Source organism: Streptomyces sp. NPDC055239, from assembly GCF_053606205.1.
This window is the reverse complement of sequence record NZ_JBSGRD010000008.1, coordinates 81819-96622: the sequence shown is the minus strand read 5'-3', so window position 1 is coordinate 96622 and position 14804 is coordinate 81819. Positions and strand designations below refer to the sequence as shown.

Sequence of the window (14804 nt, the reverse complement as noted above, 5' to 3'; positions counted from 1 at the left end):
TCACGGCCGGGGCGGGGCGGTCGGCAGCTCGGCCGCCCGCAGCGCCCGCGAGCACAGCCCGCAGAGCCCGGCGAGCGCACACGCCGCAGCGCTGGCGGTGAAGACGGGGGCCGTCCCCCAGATCCCGACGGCCCACCCCGTCAGGGGATACGTCAGTGGCGCCACGCCCAGGCTGACCAGGCCGCCGACCGCGGTGACCCGGCCGATGTACGCGGGGTCCGCCTCGGTCTGCATCAGCGCCGCGGCCAGGGCCCCGGTGAGTCCGATCAGGAGACCGACGAGCAGCGCCACCCCGGCCGCCACCGGCAGGCTCGGCACGTACGCCACGGCGCCGATCCCGACGGCGCCCACGGCGCACGTACCGGACAGCACGAGCCCCGCACGCGGCAGTCGCCCCCGCACGGTCAGCAGGAGCGCCGATCCCCCGGCCCCCGCGCCGAACCCGGCGAGAACCAGGCCCACACCGGACGCGCCCCAGCCGCGCTCGTCGGCCAGCAGGGTGAGCCCGATGTTCAGCGGCCCGACGAATCCCAGGTCCCCCAGCGCGACGACCACCATCAGCGGGGCGAGGATCCGGTGGCGCCGGATGTACCGGATCCCGTCGCCGAGTTCACGCCACGCGGTCCGCCCGCCCTGTGCCTCCTCGTCGGCGGGCAGCTTCCCGACGCGGAGGGACATCAGCAGCGGCAGTGACGCCGCGAAGAGCAGCCCGGCGATGCCGAACGCCGCGGCCGAGCCGCCGAGTGCGACGCCGAGACCGCCGAGCGGCGCGCCCACGACGTTGGCGAGACGGATCACGAGGCCCCGCATGCCCTGCACACGGGCCAGTTGGTGCCGCCCGGTGATGCGTGCGGGCAGCGCCCCCACCGCCGGCATGAACAGGGCGTCGACCATGCCGAAGACGAAGCCGAGCGCGGCGAGCAGCCACAGCGCGGGGCCCGTCCCGATGAGCAGCCCCGCCACCGCGAACACCGCGACGCACCGCACCGCGTCACTGCCGATGACGACCCGGCGCGGCCCGAACCGGTCGGCGACGACTCCCCCGCCCAGCATCAGGAGCGCACGCGGTACAGCACTGACGGCCATGATCACACCCGCCTGCGCGGGGCTCCCGGACCGGATGGCTGCCCAGGACAGGGCGAGGTAGAAGACGTTGTCGCCGACAGCGGAGGCGCTGTAGGCACCGAGCCAGCGCAGGACGTTGCCGTCCCGGTGCGCGGGCTTCTCGGAGGCGGGCTCCTCGGAGGCGGGAGCAGGGACCGTGCGTAAGCCGGTGGTGGTCATGTGGGGCAGCCCTCTCAGAGCCGGAAGGGGAAGCTGGCCATGTGGACGGCGACGTTCTCGCGCCCCTCGGTGTCGCCCGCCGCCTCGGCGGCCTTGCCCTGCTCCTCGTACGTCCTGATCAGGGCGTGGATCTCGGCGTTGAGCCGGGTGAGTTCGGCGGGGTTCAGGCGGGCGAGGAAGTCCGACTGGTCGGCCGCGACGCGCCACTCGGCGCCCCACGCCGCCTGCTGGTCGAGGTAGGTCTCGTACTGCTCCTGGCGGTACGTGATCAGGCTGCGGACGACGGCCGCGTGCGCAGCCGCCCCCTCCGGTGTGTCCTTGAAGTCCTCGTGCCGGAAGCTCAGCGTGTCCTGCGCCGCCTGCCACCACCGCTCCCGCGCGTCCTCGCTCTGCACCTCGGCCTCCTCGATGAGGCCGTGCTCGGCGAGCTTGCGCAGGTGGTAACTGACGAGCGAGACCGCCTCGTCGACCTGCGAGGCGAGCTGCGAGGCGGTCGACGGGCCCGAGACCCGCAGCGTGCCGTAGACCCTCAGACGCAGCGGGTGCCCCAAGGCCTTGAGCGTGCCGAGGTCGGTGATGCGGCGGGGGTTCTCGGGGTTCTCCATACCGCCACCGTAGATACGAAAGAAAACTTGCGCAATATAAATTGCGCAAGTTTCGCTTCCTATCTCTCGAGCAGAGAGCCCTGGCCACCCGGTGACCAGGGCTCAGGGCTCAGGGCTCAGGGCTCAGGCACAGAAACCGCTCAGCGCACGGGGTGCCCCGCCCCCCGCAACGTGTCCTTGACCTCGCCGATCCGCAGATCCCCGAAGTGGAAGACCGAAGCGGCGAGCACCGCGTCCGCCCCCGCCGCGATCGCGGGCGGGAAGTGGTCAAGGCGGCCCGCGCCGCCGGACGCGATGACGGGGACGGTGACGTGACGGCGTACCGCCGCGATCATCTCGATGTCGTAGCCGTCCTTCGTGCCGTCCGCGTCCATCGAGTTGAGCAGGATCTCGCCCGCGCCCAACTCGGCGGCCCGGTGCGCCCATTCGACGGCGTCGATCCCGGCGGACTTACGGCCGCCGTGGGTCGTGACCTCGAAGCCCCCGGACGCAGTCCGCCTGGCGTCGACCGAGAGCACGAGCACCTGGCGCCCGAACCGCTCCGCGATCTCGCGGATCAGCTCAGGCCGTGCGATGGCGGCCGTGTTCACGCCCACCTTGTCGGCACCGGCGCGAAGGAGCTTGTCGACGTCGTCGGCGGTGCGGACACCGCCGCCCACCGTGAGCGGGATGAAGACCTGCTCGGCGGTGCGGCGGACCACGTCGTACGTCGTCTCGCGGTTGCCGGAGGACGCGGTGATGTCCAGGAAGGTGAGCTCGTCGGCGCCCTCGGCGTCGTACACCTTGGCCATCTCGACGGGGTCGCCCGCGTCGCGCAGGTTCTGGAAGTTGACGCCCTTGACGACCCGGCCGTTGTCCACGTCCAGGCAGGGGATCACGCGTACCGCGAGGGTCATGACGTCTCAGCTCCCCGGGTTCCCGAGGCTCCCCGGTACGCCTCCACCTCGACCTCGACGACCAGGCTCGGGTCGACGAAGCCGGAGACGATGAGCATCGACGCCGCCGGACGGACGTCGTCGAAGAGCTCCTTGTGGGCCCGGCCGACGTCCTCGACGTCCCGCGCGTGGGTGAGGTACATGCGGGTGCGTACGACGTGCTCGCGGCCGAGGCCCAGCTGCTGGAGCGACTCGACGGCGACGCGGAAGGCGTTGGCCGCCTGCTCGTAGGGGGTACCGGCGTCTATGACGCCGTTGACCACCGACGTACAGCCCGACACCAGGACGAGGCCGTTGGGCAGCTCGACGGCGCGGGAGTAGCCGATGGCCTCCTCCCACGGTCCGCCCGAGCCGACCCTGCGGACGATGTCACTCATGACGCCACCGTTGCGAGGGCCTCTTCGAGCGTGAAGGCCTTCGCGTACAGCGCCTTGCCGACGATGGCGCCCTCGACGCCCTGCGGGACGAGCTCGGCGATCGCGCGCAGGTCGTCGAGCGACGAGACGCCGCCGGAGGCGACCACCGGGCGGTCCGTGGCCGCGCAGACGCCCCGCAGGAGCTCCAGGTTCGGGCCCTGCAGCGTGCCGTCCTTGGCGATGTCGGTGACGACATAGCGGGCGCAGCCCTCGGAGTCGAGACGTGCCAGGGTCTCGTAGAGGTCGCCGCCGTCGCGGGTCCAGCCGCGGCCTCGCAGGGTCGTGCCGCGGACGTCGAGGCCGACCGCGATCTTGTCGCCGTGCTCGGCGATGATCTTGGCGACCCACTCCGGGGTCTCCAGGGCGGCGGTGCCGAGGTTCACGCGGGTGCAGCCGGTGGCGAGGGCCGCGGCGAGCGTGTCGTCGTCGCGGATGCCGCCGGACAGCTCGACCTTGATGTCCATGGCGTCCGCGACCTCGGCGATCAGGGCGCGGTTGTCGCCGGTGCCGAACGCGGCGTCCAGGTCGACCAGGTGCAGCCACTCGGCGCCCGACCGCTGCCAGGAGAGGGCGGCCTCCAGCGGGGAGCCGTAGGAGGTCTCCGATCCGGACTCGCCGTGCACGAGGCGTACGGCCTGGCCGTCGCGGACGTCGACGGCGGGGAGGAGTTCGAGCTTGCTCACAGAAATCCCTGACATCCCTAGAGGGTTCCGATCCAGTTGGTGAGGAGCTGGGCGCCGGCGTCGCCGGACTTCTCGGGGTGGAACTGCGTGGCCCACAGCGCGCCGTTCTCGACGGCGGACACGAACGGCTCGCCGTGCGTGGTCCAGGCGACCTTGGGCGCGCGGAAGGCGGGGTTGCCCGCCTCGAAGTCCCAGTGCTGTACGGCGTACGAGTGCACGAAGTAGTAGCGGGCATCGGCGTCGAGGCCCGCGAAGAGCTGCGAGCCCTCGGGCGCGGCGACCGTGTTCCAGCCCATGTGCGGGACGATGTCGGCCTTCAGCGGCTCGACGGTGCCGGGCCATTCGTCGAGGCCCTCGGCCTCCACGTCGTGCTCGATGCCGCGCGCGAAGAGGATCTGCATGCCGACGCAGATGCCCATCACGGGACGGCCGCCCGCGAGCCTGCGGCCCACGATCCAGTCGCCGCGCGCCTCCTTGAGCCCCTGCATGCAGGCGGCGAAGGCACCGACGCCGGGGACGAGGAGGCCGTCGGCGTTCATGGCCGTGTCGTAGTCACGGGTGATCTCGACGTCCGCGCCCGCGCGCGCCAGGGCGCGCTCGGCGGAACGGACGTTCCCGAAGCCGTAGTCGAAGACGACGACCTTCTTGGGAGCGGTCGTACGTGTCATACGTGGATCAGCTCCCGTCAGTTCCAGTAGTCGAGGCGCATGACGCCCGCGACGATGCACATGGCCGCGCCGATGGAGAGCAGCGTGATCAGGCTCTTGGGCATCCCCTGCTTGACGAAGGAGATGATGCCGCCGATCAGGAAGAGGCCGACGACGATCAGGATGGTGTTGAGACCGGTCATGGCTTTACAGCGCGCCCTTCGTGGAGGGGAGGATCCCGGCGGCGCGCGGGTCGTGCTCGGACGCGTAGCGCAGTGCGCGGGCGAGGGCCTTGAACTGGCACTCCACGATGTGGTGGGCGTTGCGGCCGTAAGGCACGTGGACGTGCAGGGCGATCTGGGCCTGCGCGACGAAGGACTCCAGGATGTGCCGGGTCATCGTCGTGTCGTACGTGCCGATCATCGGTGCCATGGTCTCGGGCTCGGTGTGCACGAGGTAGGGGCGGCCGCTCAGGTCGACGGTCACCTGGGCGAGCGACTCGTCGAGCGGGACCGTGCAGTTGCCGAAGCGGTAGATGCCGACCTTGTCGCCGAGCGCCTGCTTGAAGGCGGCGCCCAGGGCGAGGGCGGTGTCCTCGATGGTGTGGTGCGTGTCGATGTGCAGGTCGCCCTCGGTCTTGACCGTGAGGTCGAAGAGGCCGTGGCGGCCGAGCTGGTCGAGCATGTGGTCGTAGAAGCCGACCCCTGTCGATACCGCCACCTCGCCGGTGCCGTCGAGATCGATCTCGACGAGGACCGATGTCTCCTTCGTGGTGCGTTCGACCCGTCCAACGCGGCTCATGCCTGCTGCTCCTTCTTCAGTTCGCGTACCGCATCGAGGAACGCGTCGTTCTCTTCGGGGGTTCCGGCGCTGACGCGCAGCCAGCCGGGCACTCCGTTGTCCCGGACCAGGACGCCCCGGTCGAGGATCCGCTGCCAGACGGCGTGGGAGTCTTCGAATCGCCCGAACTGGACGAAGTTGGCGTCGGAGTCGGTCACTTCGTAGCCGATCGCACGCAGCTCGCTCACCAGACGGTCGCGCTCGCCCTTCAGCTGCTCGACGTACTTCAGGAGCGTGTCGGTGTGCTCGAGGGCAGCCAGCGCGGTGGCCTGCGTGACGGCCGACAGGTGGTACGGCAGGCGTACGAGCTGCACGGCGTCGACGACCGCCGGGTCGGCGGCGAGGTAGCCGAGGCGGAGCCCGGCCGCGCCGAAGGCCTTCGACATGGTGCGCGAGATGACGAGATTCGGCCGTCCCGCGAGGAGCGGGAGCAGCGAGTCGCCGTGGCTGAACTCGACGTACGCCTCGTCGACCACGACCATCGAGGGCTTCGCGGCCTGCGCGGCTTCGTAGAGCGCGATCACCGTGTCGGCCGAGACCGCGTTGCCCGTGGGGTTGTTGGGCGTGGTGATGAAGACGACGTCCGGCTGGTTCTCGGCGATGGTCCGCGCCGCCGCGTCGGCGTCGATGGTGAAGCCCTCGCCGCGGGGGCCCGAGATCCAGCCCGTGCCGGTGCCGCGCGCGATGAGGCCGTGCATCGAGTACGAGGGCTCGAAGCCGATGGCGGTGCGTCCTGGCCCGCCGAAGGTCTGCAGGAGCTGCTGGATGACTTCGTTCGAGCCGTTGGCCGCCCAGACGTTCGCGAGGGTGACCTCGTGGCCGCCGGTGTCCGTGAGGTAGCGCGCGAGCTCGGTGCGCAGCTCGACCGCGTCACGGTCGGGGTAGCGGTTGAGGTCGCGGGCCGCCTCGCGGACGCGCTCGGTGATGCGCTCGACGAGCGGCTCGGGGAGCGGGTAGGGGTTCTCGTTCGTGTTCAGGCGTACGGGTACGTCGAGCTGGGGCGCGCCGTAGGGGGACTTGCCGCGCAGTTCGTCGCGGATGGGAAGTTCGTCCCAGGGGGACAAGGGGGCGTTGTTCGTCACTTGGTCTCCGGCACCTTCCATCCGAACCTCGCCTTGACGGCCGCACCGTGCGCGGGCAGGTCCTCGGCCTCTGCCAGCGTCACCACGTGGCGGGCGACTTCGGCGAGTGCGTCTCGCGTGTAGTCGACGATGTGGATGCCGCGCAGGAAGGACTGGACGCTGAGCCCCGAGGAGTGGCAGGCGCAACCGCCGGTCGGGAGTACGTGGTTGGAGCCCGCGCAGTAGTCGCCGAGCGAGACGGGGGCCCACGGGCCGACGAAGATCGCACCGGCGTTCTTCACCCGGTCGGCGACGGCCGCGGCGTCCGCGGTCTGGATCTCCAGGTGCTCGGCGCCGTACGCGTCGACGACGCGCAGGCCCTCTTCCAGGCCGTCGACCAGGACGATCGCGGACTGCCTGCCCTCAAGGGCGGGGACGATCCGGTCCTGGACGTGCTTGGTCGCCGCGACCTGCGGTTCGAGCTCCTTGGCGACCGCGTCGGCCAGGGCCAGGGAGTCGGTGACGAGGACGGCGGCGGCGAGCGGGTCGTGCTCGGCCTGGCTGATCAGGTCGGAGGCGACGTGCACGGCGTCGGCCGTGTCGTCGGCGAGGACCGCGATCTCGGTCGGGCCCGCTTCGGTGTCGATGCCGATGCGTCCCGTGAAGTAGCGCTTGGCGGCCGCGACCCAGATGTTGCCGGGCCCGGTGACCATGTTGGCCGGGGCGCAGGTCTCGGTGCCGTACGCGAACATCGCGACGGCCTGGGCGCCGCCCACCGCGTACACCTCGTCGATGCCGAGGAGGGCGCAGGCGGCGAGGATCGTGGGGTGCGGGAGCCCGTCGAAGTCCTTCTGCGGCGGGGAAGCGAGCGCCATCGACTCGACGCCGGCCTCCTGTGCCGGGACCGCGTTCATGATCACGGAGGACGGGTAGACGGAGCGTCCGCCCGGCGCGTAGAGCCCCACGCGCTCGACCGGCACCCACTTCTCGGTGACCGAGCCGCCGGGCACGACCTGGGTCGTGTGCGGGGCGCGGCGCTGTTCGCGGTGGACGATGCGGGCGCGCCGGATCGATTCCTCGAGGGCCTCGCGCACGACGGGGTCGAGGCCGGTCAGAGCCTCGGCGATGGCGGCCGCCGGGACACGGACCCGCGTCAGGCGTACTCCGTCGAACTTCTCCGCGTATTCGATCAGCGCCGCGTCGCCACGATGATGCACGTCCTCGCAGATGGGCCGCACCTTGTCCAGGGCGGCCGCTACGTCGAAGTCGGCTCGGGGCAGCAGGGCGCGCAGGGCGGGTCCCTCGGGGAGGGCGTCGCCGCGCAGATCGATTCGGGAGATCACGTGGCCAATTCTCTCAGACCCGGATTCCGGGCCCGACGCCGTATCACTGGCTGATATAGATCCCGGAAGACCTCGTTCACCACTAGCGTTCAGCCAGTCACTGAGCGGGCATGAAACAGGTGTACGAGACCAGGGCGCATCGCAGGACGAGAACGCGGTGCGGGATTGCGGTACGGGACCGCGGTACGGGGAGGACAACAGCAGTGGTCGACGACACCGGCATCGGTGACCCGCCGGACGGACTGACCGCCGCCGAGATCGGCATGTGGCAGGCCTTCCGCAACGGCAGCGTCTATGACCTCAGGTCGGGGGACGCGATGGCGGACGATCCGCACGGCGGCCACCCCTGGGGCCCGGAACGCAGCGTGCGCGCGCGCATCGTGTGCTGGCTGCTCCTCGAAGGGCCGCCCGCGCTCTCGGGCCGGGTCTCGTCGCTGAAGCTCTCGGGCCTCCAGATCACGGACGTACTCGATCTGGCGGGCGGCGATGTCCATCCCTACGCCGAGCTGAAGCACTGCCGCTTCGAGAAGGAAGTACTCGTCCCCGAGGCCAAGTTCACCACCCTGCGCCTGGTCAACTGCTCGATCCCGCGCGTGGAGGCGGCCCGCGTGCACACGGAGGGCGATCTGCATCTGCCGCGCTGCCGCATCCACAACGGCATGCGGCTCACGGACGCCCAGATCGGCACCGACCTGCTCATCAACCAGGCCGTGATCTACCGCGACCGGCGCGGCAACTCGATCATGGGCGACGGGCTCTCGGTCGGGCAGGACCTCCAGGCCGAGATGATGGAGTCGCACGGCCAGCTGAGCCTGCGCGGCGCGAAGGTCGGCGTCTCCTTCAGCCTGCGCGGCAGCAAGCTGGCCAATCCGTACGGCCAGCGGGCGCTGAACGCCCCGCAGATGACCGTGGAACGCACGCTCTACATGACGCCCGCCGCGCTCGGCGATCCCCCCATGACCAGCGGCACGACTCCCCCGCGCGGCACCCGCGTCCAGCGCTTCGAGTGTCAGGGCGGCATACGGCTCGACGACGGGCGCTTCGGGGACGCCGTCGACCTGGCCCAGGCGCGTTTCGTCCTGGAGAACGACCAGGAGGTCTCGCTGCGCCGCGTCCAGACCCCCGAGCTGCGCTTCCTCGGCGAGGCCCCGCAGCGCGGCAAGATCATCCTGTCCGGCATGAAGGTCGTCAACCTCATCGACAAGTCGACCAGCTGGCCGGGCCCCGGCGGCCTCCAGATGGGCGGCTTCAGCTACGAGAGCCTCGTCCCGCAGGGCAGTTTCCCGCTCTCCCGGCGGCTGGCCTGGGTGGCGGCCGCGACCGCCGAGTACAACCCCGAGCCGTACGAGAAGCTGGCGACCGTCCTGCGCAACGGCGGCGAGGACGCCGACGCCCGCGAGGTCCTGCTCGCCAAGCAGCGCCGACGCCGCGAGACCCTGCCTCTCGCGGCCAAACTCTGGGGCTTCGCGCAGGACTGGACGGTGGCCTACGGCTACCGGCCGGGGCGGGCCGCCCTGTGGATGGCGGTGCTCTGGGCGGTGAGCGCGGTCGCCTTCTCGCACTCCGACCATCCCGCGATCAAGCCGGGCGAGCATCCGAACTGGAACCCCGCGCTCTTCTCCCTCGACCTGCTGCTCCCGGTCATCGACCTCGGCCAGGACAGTTACTGGCAGCTGCGCGGCGGCTGGCAGTGGTTCGCGGCGATCCTCATCCTGCTCGGGTGGGTCCTCGCCACGACGGTCGCGGCGGGGGCGACGCGGCTGCTGCGGAGGAACTGACGGGGGCGCGGAGGCCCTCCAGGAGCAGAGATTTTACCTTCCCTTGACCATGCGTCAGGCAACCTAACGACCGATACGAAAGCTTCACCGGCCGCCCCCTGGCAGCTGCCCCGACCTGCGGCTTTCAATACCCACACGATGGCATTCCTGCACGCCCTGATCCGCACCGCACGCATGGTCAGGAACACCCCGCTCCTGGCGACCGGCCTCGCCCCCGACGACGAGGTGCTTCTCGACGCACCCGACGACCGGCTCGGCCCCGCGCTCGTCGCCGCGGGCCGGGGCGACTACGACCCCGCGGCCAAGCTGCTCGCCATGACCCGCGAGGGCCACGAGTGGGAGAACCGCGACCGCTACACGACGCGCCTGGCCGCCTTCGCCCGCTCCCGCTCCGAGTGGTTCGACGACTGGCAGTCCGCCGCGCCGCACGATCCGGACGCGCTCCTCGTCAAGGCGGAACTCGCGGTCGTCCGCGGCTGGGAGTCGCCCGCCCGCGCCGAGCTGCTTCGCCAGACGGCGCCCCTGATCACCGCCGCCGCCGACGCGGACCCGCGCGACCCCGTGCCGTGGCGGATCGCCCTGGACCACGCGCGCGGCACGCATGCCCCGCAGTCGGTCTTCGACGCGATCCGGGCCGAGGCGGTGCACCGCGCCTCGCACCACTACGGCTGCCACGCCTCCGCACTCCAGTACCTGTCGGCCGACTGGTACGGCTCGCACCGCCAGTGCTTCGACTTCGCCGAGCAGGCCGCGCGGGACGCGCTGCCGGGCTCGCTGATCCAGGCGCTGCCCGCGCGGGCCGCTTTCGCGTATCTCACCAGCGCGTCGGGGAGCGTGCCGCGCGAGCGTCTGGACGCCGCGGCAGACCTCGGGATCGCCGCGTCGCGGGAGTACGAGGCCGGGGATCCCTGGCCCGCGGAGGTCCGCAACCTCCTCGCGTACGTCCTCATGCGCCTGGAGCGATGGAGCGACGCCCTGGAACAACTGCGCCTCATCGGGCCCCATGCGACGTCCTTCCCCTGGGACCGCCTGTCCGACGACCCGCTCGGCCAGTTCCTGGAACTGCGCGACGGCGTACGCATCGAGGTGGCCTCCAGGACCCCGCTGCGCACCGGTGGCGGACGTGCGCGCCCCGAGGACCATTAGGCTTCACGCTCGTGACCACCGTCCGGCTTCCGCTCTTCCCGCTCAACTCGGTGCTGTTCCCGGGGCTCGTCCTCCCGCTGAACGTGTTCGAGGAGCGTTATCGCGCCATGATGCGCGACCTGCTCAAGACTCCCGAAGAGGAGCAGCGCCTCTTCGCGGTCGTCGCGATCCGCGACGGCCTCGAGGTGGCGCCGAGCGCCCCCGGCCTCCCCGACCCCACCGCGCAGCCCGAGCAGGGGCCGACCGCCGGCTTCGGCGATGACCCGCTCAAGGCCTTCCACGCGGTGGGCTGCGTGGCCGACGCGGCGACGATCAGGGAGCGCGCCGACGGCGGCTTCGAGGTCCTCGCCACCGGCACCTCACGCGTACGGCTGCACTCGGTCGACACGTCCGGGGCCTTCCTGACCGCGGAGGTCGAGGAGCTGCCCGAGGATCAGGGCGAGGAGGCAGGAGCGCTGGCCGAAGGCGTCCTGCGGGCGTTCCGCGCCTACCAGAAGCGGCTCGCGGGAGCGCGCGAGCGGTCCCTCTCCACCGGCGCCGACCTGCCGGACGACCCGTCGGTGGTGTCGTATCTGGTCGCGGCCGCGGCCGTCCTCGACACCCCCACGAAGCAGCGGCTCCTGGAGGCGACGGACACGGCTTCGCGCCTGCACGAGGAGCTGAAAGTCCTTCGCGCCGAGACGGCGATCATCCGTAATCTGCCGTCGTTGCCCGCGACGGACCTCACGCGCGGCACGACCAGTCTCAACTGACACAAGCCGTACCGACACAAGCCGTAACCGACATGAGGCGCGAGCGCTGTGGCGAAGAAGCAGAAGCAGCCGGGCGCGGGCGGCACTCCCGCGACGGTCGCCCTCACGGCGGCGGGCGCGGACTACACCCTCCACGCGTACGAACACGACCCCGCGCATCCCTCGTACGGCGAAGAGGCGGCGCAGGCCATGGGTGTCTCCCCCGACCGGGTCTTCAAGACCCTGGTCGCCGAGGTCGACGGTGAGCTGACGGTGGCCGTGGTCCCCGTGGCGGGCACCCTGGACCTCAAGGCCCTGGCCACGGCGGTCCGCGGCAAGCGCGCGGTGATGGCCGACCCCGCGGCCGCCGAGCGCACCACGGGGTACGTACGGGGCGGCATCTCACCGCTCGGCCAGCGCAAGAAGCTGCGCACCGTCCTTGACGACTCGGCATCGTCGCACGCCACGATCTGTGTGTCGGCGGGCCGCAGGGGTCTGGAAGTGGAGCTCGACCCCGGCGACCTGGCGCGTCTCACGGGCGCGGTACTGGCCCCGATCGGGCGTGAATAGGCCCTCGACGCGGGCCGTCGGTTCGACTAGTACCACCCTCATGTCGAAGAAGACGCGCAAGAGGAAGTGGCGGGTGAAGAAGGGCAAGGCCAACCACGGGAGGCGCCCCGCCTGACGTCAGGACCTAGTCCCCGGACGGGCCCTCGCCGGTCCGGCCGGGGTCCCCGTAGGGCAGGGGGTAGGGGTCGGGGTCACGCGGCCCGAAGAGCGCGGTGAGTCCCAGGTGCACGAGCAGCGCGGCCACCGGCCAGGCAAGGAGCGCGCCCTTCGCCTTGAGCTCCAGCGGGGCGTCGAAGGCGACGCCCTTGCCCACGGCCTTCGCGTGGGCGACGACGTCCGTCTCCGGGCCGAGGAAGATCCCGAAGCGCCAGGCGACCACGGCCGCGAGAAGGCCCCCGGCCGTCAGCCCGATGACCAGCGGAATCCCGCCCCGCTTGCGCAGCAGGAACACCACGGCGCCACTCACCGCGCCGAACGCGAGCGCGAGCAAGGTGAACGTTCCGTCGACCCCGATCGCCTGCTCGCCCTCGGTGTCGTAGAGGTACACCGCCTCGTTGTTCGCGATCAACGGGACCCGTGGCGAGAGCCACATCCACAGGAGCCCGAGCAGGAGGCCACAGACCGCCATCGCGACCATGATCACTGCGGCCTGCCGCACTTCGTTCTTCATACCAGGACCGTCCTCCTCATGCGCCGACGTGGGAACGGCTCCGGACGGCTGAGCGGCTTGCTGCCAGGCGTCGTGCGGGGGCTGGTCGTGGGGCGGCTGGGAGGGCGTCAGCGGTGCAGTCACCCACACATGGTGCCAGTACTGACTGAGCGCCGCGTCACCGCACAGCCGCACGGCGGTAGGCCCAGGTGGCGATGGCGAGCGAGGCGACGCCGACCCCCGCGCAGACCGCGAGATCCAGGGCGACGGCCGCCCAGTCCGGATGCGGCCCGAAGGTACGGGCGAACGCCTCGACGCCGTACGTCGAAGGCAGCAGATCACGCGCGTACTGCAGGACGCCCGGCATCCGCTCGGCCGGGAGCACCCCGAGGAGCAGCGCCGCCGACATGCCCAACTGGCCCAGCAGCGTGGCCAGTTCGGGCCGGGGTGCGAGCAGCCCGAGGGCGGCGCCGAGCCCGGCGAGTGCGGCACCGGCCAGCGGGATCACCGCGACGAGCACCCACAGGTGCCCCAGCGGGAGCCCGAAGAGGCCGCACCCGACCACCGCGGTGACGAGCGTGCCCGGCACGGTGAACGAGGCGTAGGCGGCCGCGGCGCCCAGGACCACCGCGGCGGGCGGCACGGGCAGCGTGGCGTAGTGGTCGAGGCCGCCGTCGGCCCGCAGCTGCCCGAAGTACTGCGCGAGCAGGTTGAGCGCGACGAACGCGACGACGAGCACGGAGGACCCGGCGACGACGGCACGCGCCTCGCCGCCCCCGTCGACGACGCCCCGCATCAGGATCATGATCCCGACGGACTGGAAGGTCGCCACGAAGAGCAGCGGAATCCGCGCGACCCGCGCCCGGGACAGCTGGGCCCGGTAGACGGCCGCGAGCGCGGGAAACAGCCGCGCGCGGGGCCCCAGGGGGGCGGCGACGTCGGACTGCCGCTCGCGGTCGTCGGTCCGCACAGCGGCTTCCAAAGGAACCGCACTCATCGGACGCTCCTCCTGCTGTTGCTGTTCTTCCGCCCGGCGAAGGTCACCCCTTCACCAGCCCTTCCCCGTTCCCGCCCAGGGCGAGGTACACGTCCTCCAGGCTGGGCGTGGCCAGGGTGAAGTCGTCCAAGGCGGAGAAGGCGGCCCCGCCAGTGACCGCGGCGACGGCGGCCCGCGCCTCATCAGGCGCGAGCCGCAAGGACCAGCGCCGCCCGGACTCCACCGCGGAGGAGCGGAGCGCCATGACCTCGGGGACGTCGAGCGGCGCCCTCTCCCGCCAGACGAGCTCCACCCGCACCTCGCCCGCGACCTGCTCCTTCAGCCCCACGGGGCTGTCGCAGGCGATGACCTTGCCGTGGTCGAGGACGGCGACGCGGTCCATGACCGTCTCGGCCTCGATGACGTTGTGGGTGACGAGCAGCACCGTCGTGCCGCGCTCGGCCCTGCGCCGGTCGACCGCGCCCCAGACGGCGCGCCGCGCGATGGGGTCCATGCCGGTCGTCGGCTCGTCGAGGACGAGCAGCGGCCGCTCCCCCACCAGGGCGGTGGCGAAGCAGGCGAGCCTGCGCTGGCCGCCGGAGAGCTTCTTCAGGGGCCGCGAGGCGAGCGGGGTGAGCGCGAGCTCTTCGAGTACGCCGTCCCGCTCGGCCCGTGCCGCACGCACGTCGAGGCCGCGCAGCCGCGCGGTCGTCTCGACGGCGAGCGAGACGGTCAGCTCGTCGAGCGCGGTGGACTCCTGGCCCAGATACGCGAGGATCCGCGCGGCCCGCTCGGGGTGGCGCAGGATGTCGTGCCCGAGGATCTCGACGCTCCCGCTGTCGGGCCGCATCAGGCCGGTCAGCTGGCGTACGAGGGTGGACTTGCCGGCGCCGTTGGGGCCGAGGAGGCCGAAGATCTCGCCGCGCCTGACCTCCAGGCTGATGCCGTCGGTGGCGCGCACCTCGGGGGTCGCGGGCCTGCCGCGCCTGCCACGGGCGGCGGGATATGTCTTGACGAGGTCGCGCACCGCGCAGACGGCATTGCTGCCGTGACCCTGTCGGAGTCCCTGTCGGACTGCCTGTGCCGAGCGCGTACTCACGAAGGACGAGACTACGGGGTCCGGTGCCCACTGCGACGCCC

Annotated in this window: 17 protein-coding genes; 4 read left to right on the top strand and 13 right to left on the bottom strand. The window is 71.6% G+C overall.

From position 1 onward, the window contains the following. The 10 genes from ACWFRJ_RS24840 to hisD form a co-directional block, all read right to left on the bottom strand. Entirely contained in the window at positions 1–1284 is a 1284-nt protein-coding gene (locus ACWFRJ_RS24840; RefSeq protein ID WP_453534902.1) for an MFS transporter, read from the bottom strand. Between the two features lie 14 nt (positions 1285–1298). Then, the gene (locus ACWFRJ_RS24835; RefSeq protein ID WP_453534899.1) at positions 1299–1889 is read right to left on the bottom strand and encodes an ArsR/SmtB family transcription factor; all 591 of its coding nucleotides are present in this window, start codon (positions 1887–1889) and stop codon (positions 1299–1301) included. A 140-nt stretch (positions 1890–2029) separates the two neighbouring features. Beyond that, positions 2030–2785, bottom strand: a complete 756-nt coding sequence (gene hisF / locus ACWFRJ_RS24830) for an imidazole glycerol phosphate synthase subunit HisF (RefSeq protein WP_453534896.1) — start codon at positions 2783–2785, stop codon at positions 2030–2032. Next, positions 2782–3201, bottom strand: a complete 420-nt coding sequence (locus ACWFRJ_RS24825; RefSeq protein ID WP_453534893.1) for a RidA family protein — start codon at positions 3199–3201, stop codon at positions 2782–2784. Before ACWFRJ_RS24825 ends, hisF begins: the two co-directional genes overlap by 4 nt. Next, positions 3198–3923, bottom strand: coding sequence for a bifunctional 1-(5-phosphoribosyl)-5-((5-phosphoribosylamino)methylideneamino)imidazole-4-carboxamide isomerase/phosphoribosylanthranilate isomerase PriA (gene priA, locus ACWFRJ_RS24820; protein WP_453535711.1), 726 nt, complete (start codon positions 3921–3923; stop codon positions 3198–3200). The genes ACWFRJ_RS24825 and priA overlap by 4 nt, the downstream gene beginning before the upstream one ends. A 17-nt stretch (positions 3924–3940) precedes the next feature. Next, on the bottom strand, positions 3941–4591 hold the full coding sequence (gene hisH / locus ACWFRJ_RS24815) for an imidazole glycerol phosphate synthase subunit HisH (RefSeq protein ID WP_453534890.1): 651 nt from the start codon (positions 4589–4591) through the stop codon (positions 3941–3943). Between the two features lie 17 nt (positions 4592–4608). After that, positions 4609–4773: a hypothetical protein gene (locus ACWFRJ_RS24810; protein ID WP_202121127.1), complete on the bottom strand. Its 165-nt coding sequence runs from the start codon at positions 4771–4773 to the stop codon at positions 4609–4611. 4 nt (positions 4774–4777) lie between these two features. Beyond that, positions 4778–5371 carry an imidazoleglycerol-phosphate dehydratase HisB gene (gene hisB, locus ACWFRJ_RS24805; RefSeq protein WP_383271190.1) on the bottom strand — a complete coding sequence of 198 codons (594 nt, stop codon included), beginning with the start codon at positions 5369–5371 and terminating at the stop codon, positions 4778–4780. Then, positions 5368–6513: a histidinol-phosphate transaminase gene (locus ACWFRJ_RS24800; RefSeq protein WP_453534886.1), complete on the bottom strand. Its 1146-nt coding sequence runs from the start codon at positions 6511–6513 to the stop codon at positions 5368–5370. The genes hisB and ACWFRJ_RS24800 overlap by 4 nt, the downstream gene beginning before the upstream one ends. Next, the gene (gene hisD, locus ACWFRJ_RS24795) at positions 6489–7814 is read right to left on the bottom strand and encodes a histidinol dehydrogenase (protein WP_453534883.1); all 1326 of its coding nucleotides are present in this window, start codon (positions 7812–7814) and stop codon (positions 6489–6491) included. Before hisD ends, ACWFRJ_RS24800 begins: the two co-directional genes overlap by 25 nt. Positions 7815–8077: 263 nt before the next feature. On the opposite strand from hisD, the gene ACWFRJ_RS24790 reads away from it, so the two are divergent. From ACWFRJ_RS24790 to ybaK, 4 genes are all read left to right on the top strand, one after another. Then, positions 8078–9592: an oxidoreductase gene (locus ACWFRJ_RS24790; protein WP_453535708.1), complete on the top strand. Its 1515-nt coding sequence runs from the start codon at positions 8078–8080 to the stop codon at positions 9590–9592. A 138-nt stretch (positions 9593–9730) separates the two neighbouring features. After that, on the top strand, positions 9731–10738 hold the full coding sequence (locus tag ACWFRJ_RS24785) for a hypothetical protein (protein ID WP_453534880.1): 1008 nt from the start codon (positions 9731–9733) through the stop codon (positions 10736–10738). A gap of 11 nt (positions 10739–10749) precedes the next feature. Continuing rightward, positions 10750–11490 carry an LON peptidase substrate-binding domain-containing protein gene (locus ACWFRJ_RS24780; RefSeq protein ID WP_453534877.1) on the top strand — a complete coding sequence of 247 codons (741 nt, stop codon included), beginning with the start codon at positions 10750–10752 and terminating at the stop codon, positions 11488–11490. Positions 11491–11538: 48 nt separating this feature from the next. Continuing rightward, positions 11539–12039 (top strand): Cys-tRNA(Pro) deacylase, encoded by a 501-nt coding sequence (ybaK, locus tag ACWFRJ_RS24775; RefSeq protein WP_453534874.1) that lies wholly within the window; start codon positions 11539–11541, stop codon positions 12037–12039. 124 nt (positions 12040–12163) lie between these two features. On the opposite strand, the gene ACWFRJ_RS24770 is transcribed toward ybaK, so the two are convergent. From ACWFRJ_RS24770 to ACWFRJ_RS24760, 3 genes are read right to left on the bottom strand one after another with little or no spacing between them, the layout of a single operon-like run. Continuing rightward, positions 12164–12832: a DUF2567 domain-containing protein gene (locus ACWFRJ_RS24770; protein ID WP_453534871.1), complete on the bottom strand. Its 669-nt coding sequence runs from the start codon at positions 12830–12832 to the stop codon at positions 12164–12166. Between the two features lie 34 nt (positions 12833–12866). Next, a complete protein-coding gene (locus ACWFRJ_RS24765; RefSeq protein WP_453534868.1) occupies positions 12867–13685 on the bottom strand; it encodes an ABC transporter permease in 819 nt (272 codons plus the stop codon). A 43-nt stretch (positions 13686–13728) separates the two neighbouring features. Then, the gene (locus tag ACWFRJ_RS24760) at positions 13729–14763 is read right to left on the bottom strand and encodes an ABC transporter ATP-binding protein (protein WP_453534865.1); all 1035 of its coding nucleotides are present in this window, start codon (positions 14761–14763) and stop codon (positions 13729–13731) included. Positions 14764–14804 lie beyond the last annotated feature (41 nt).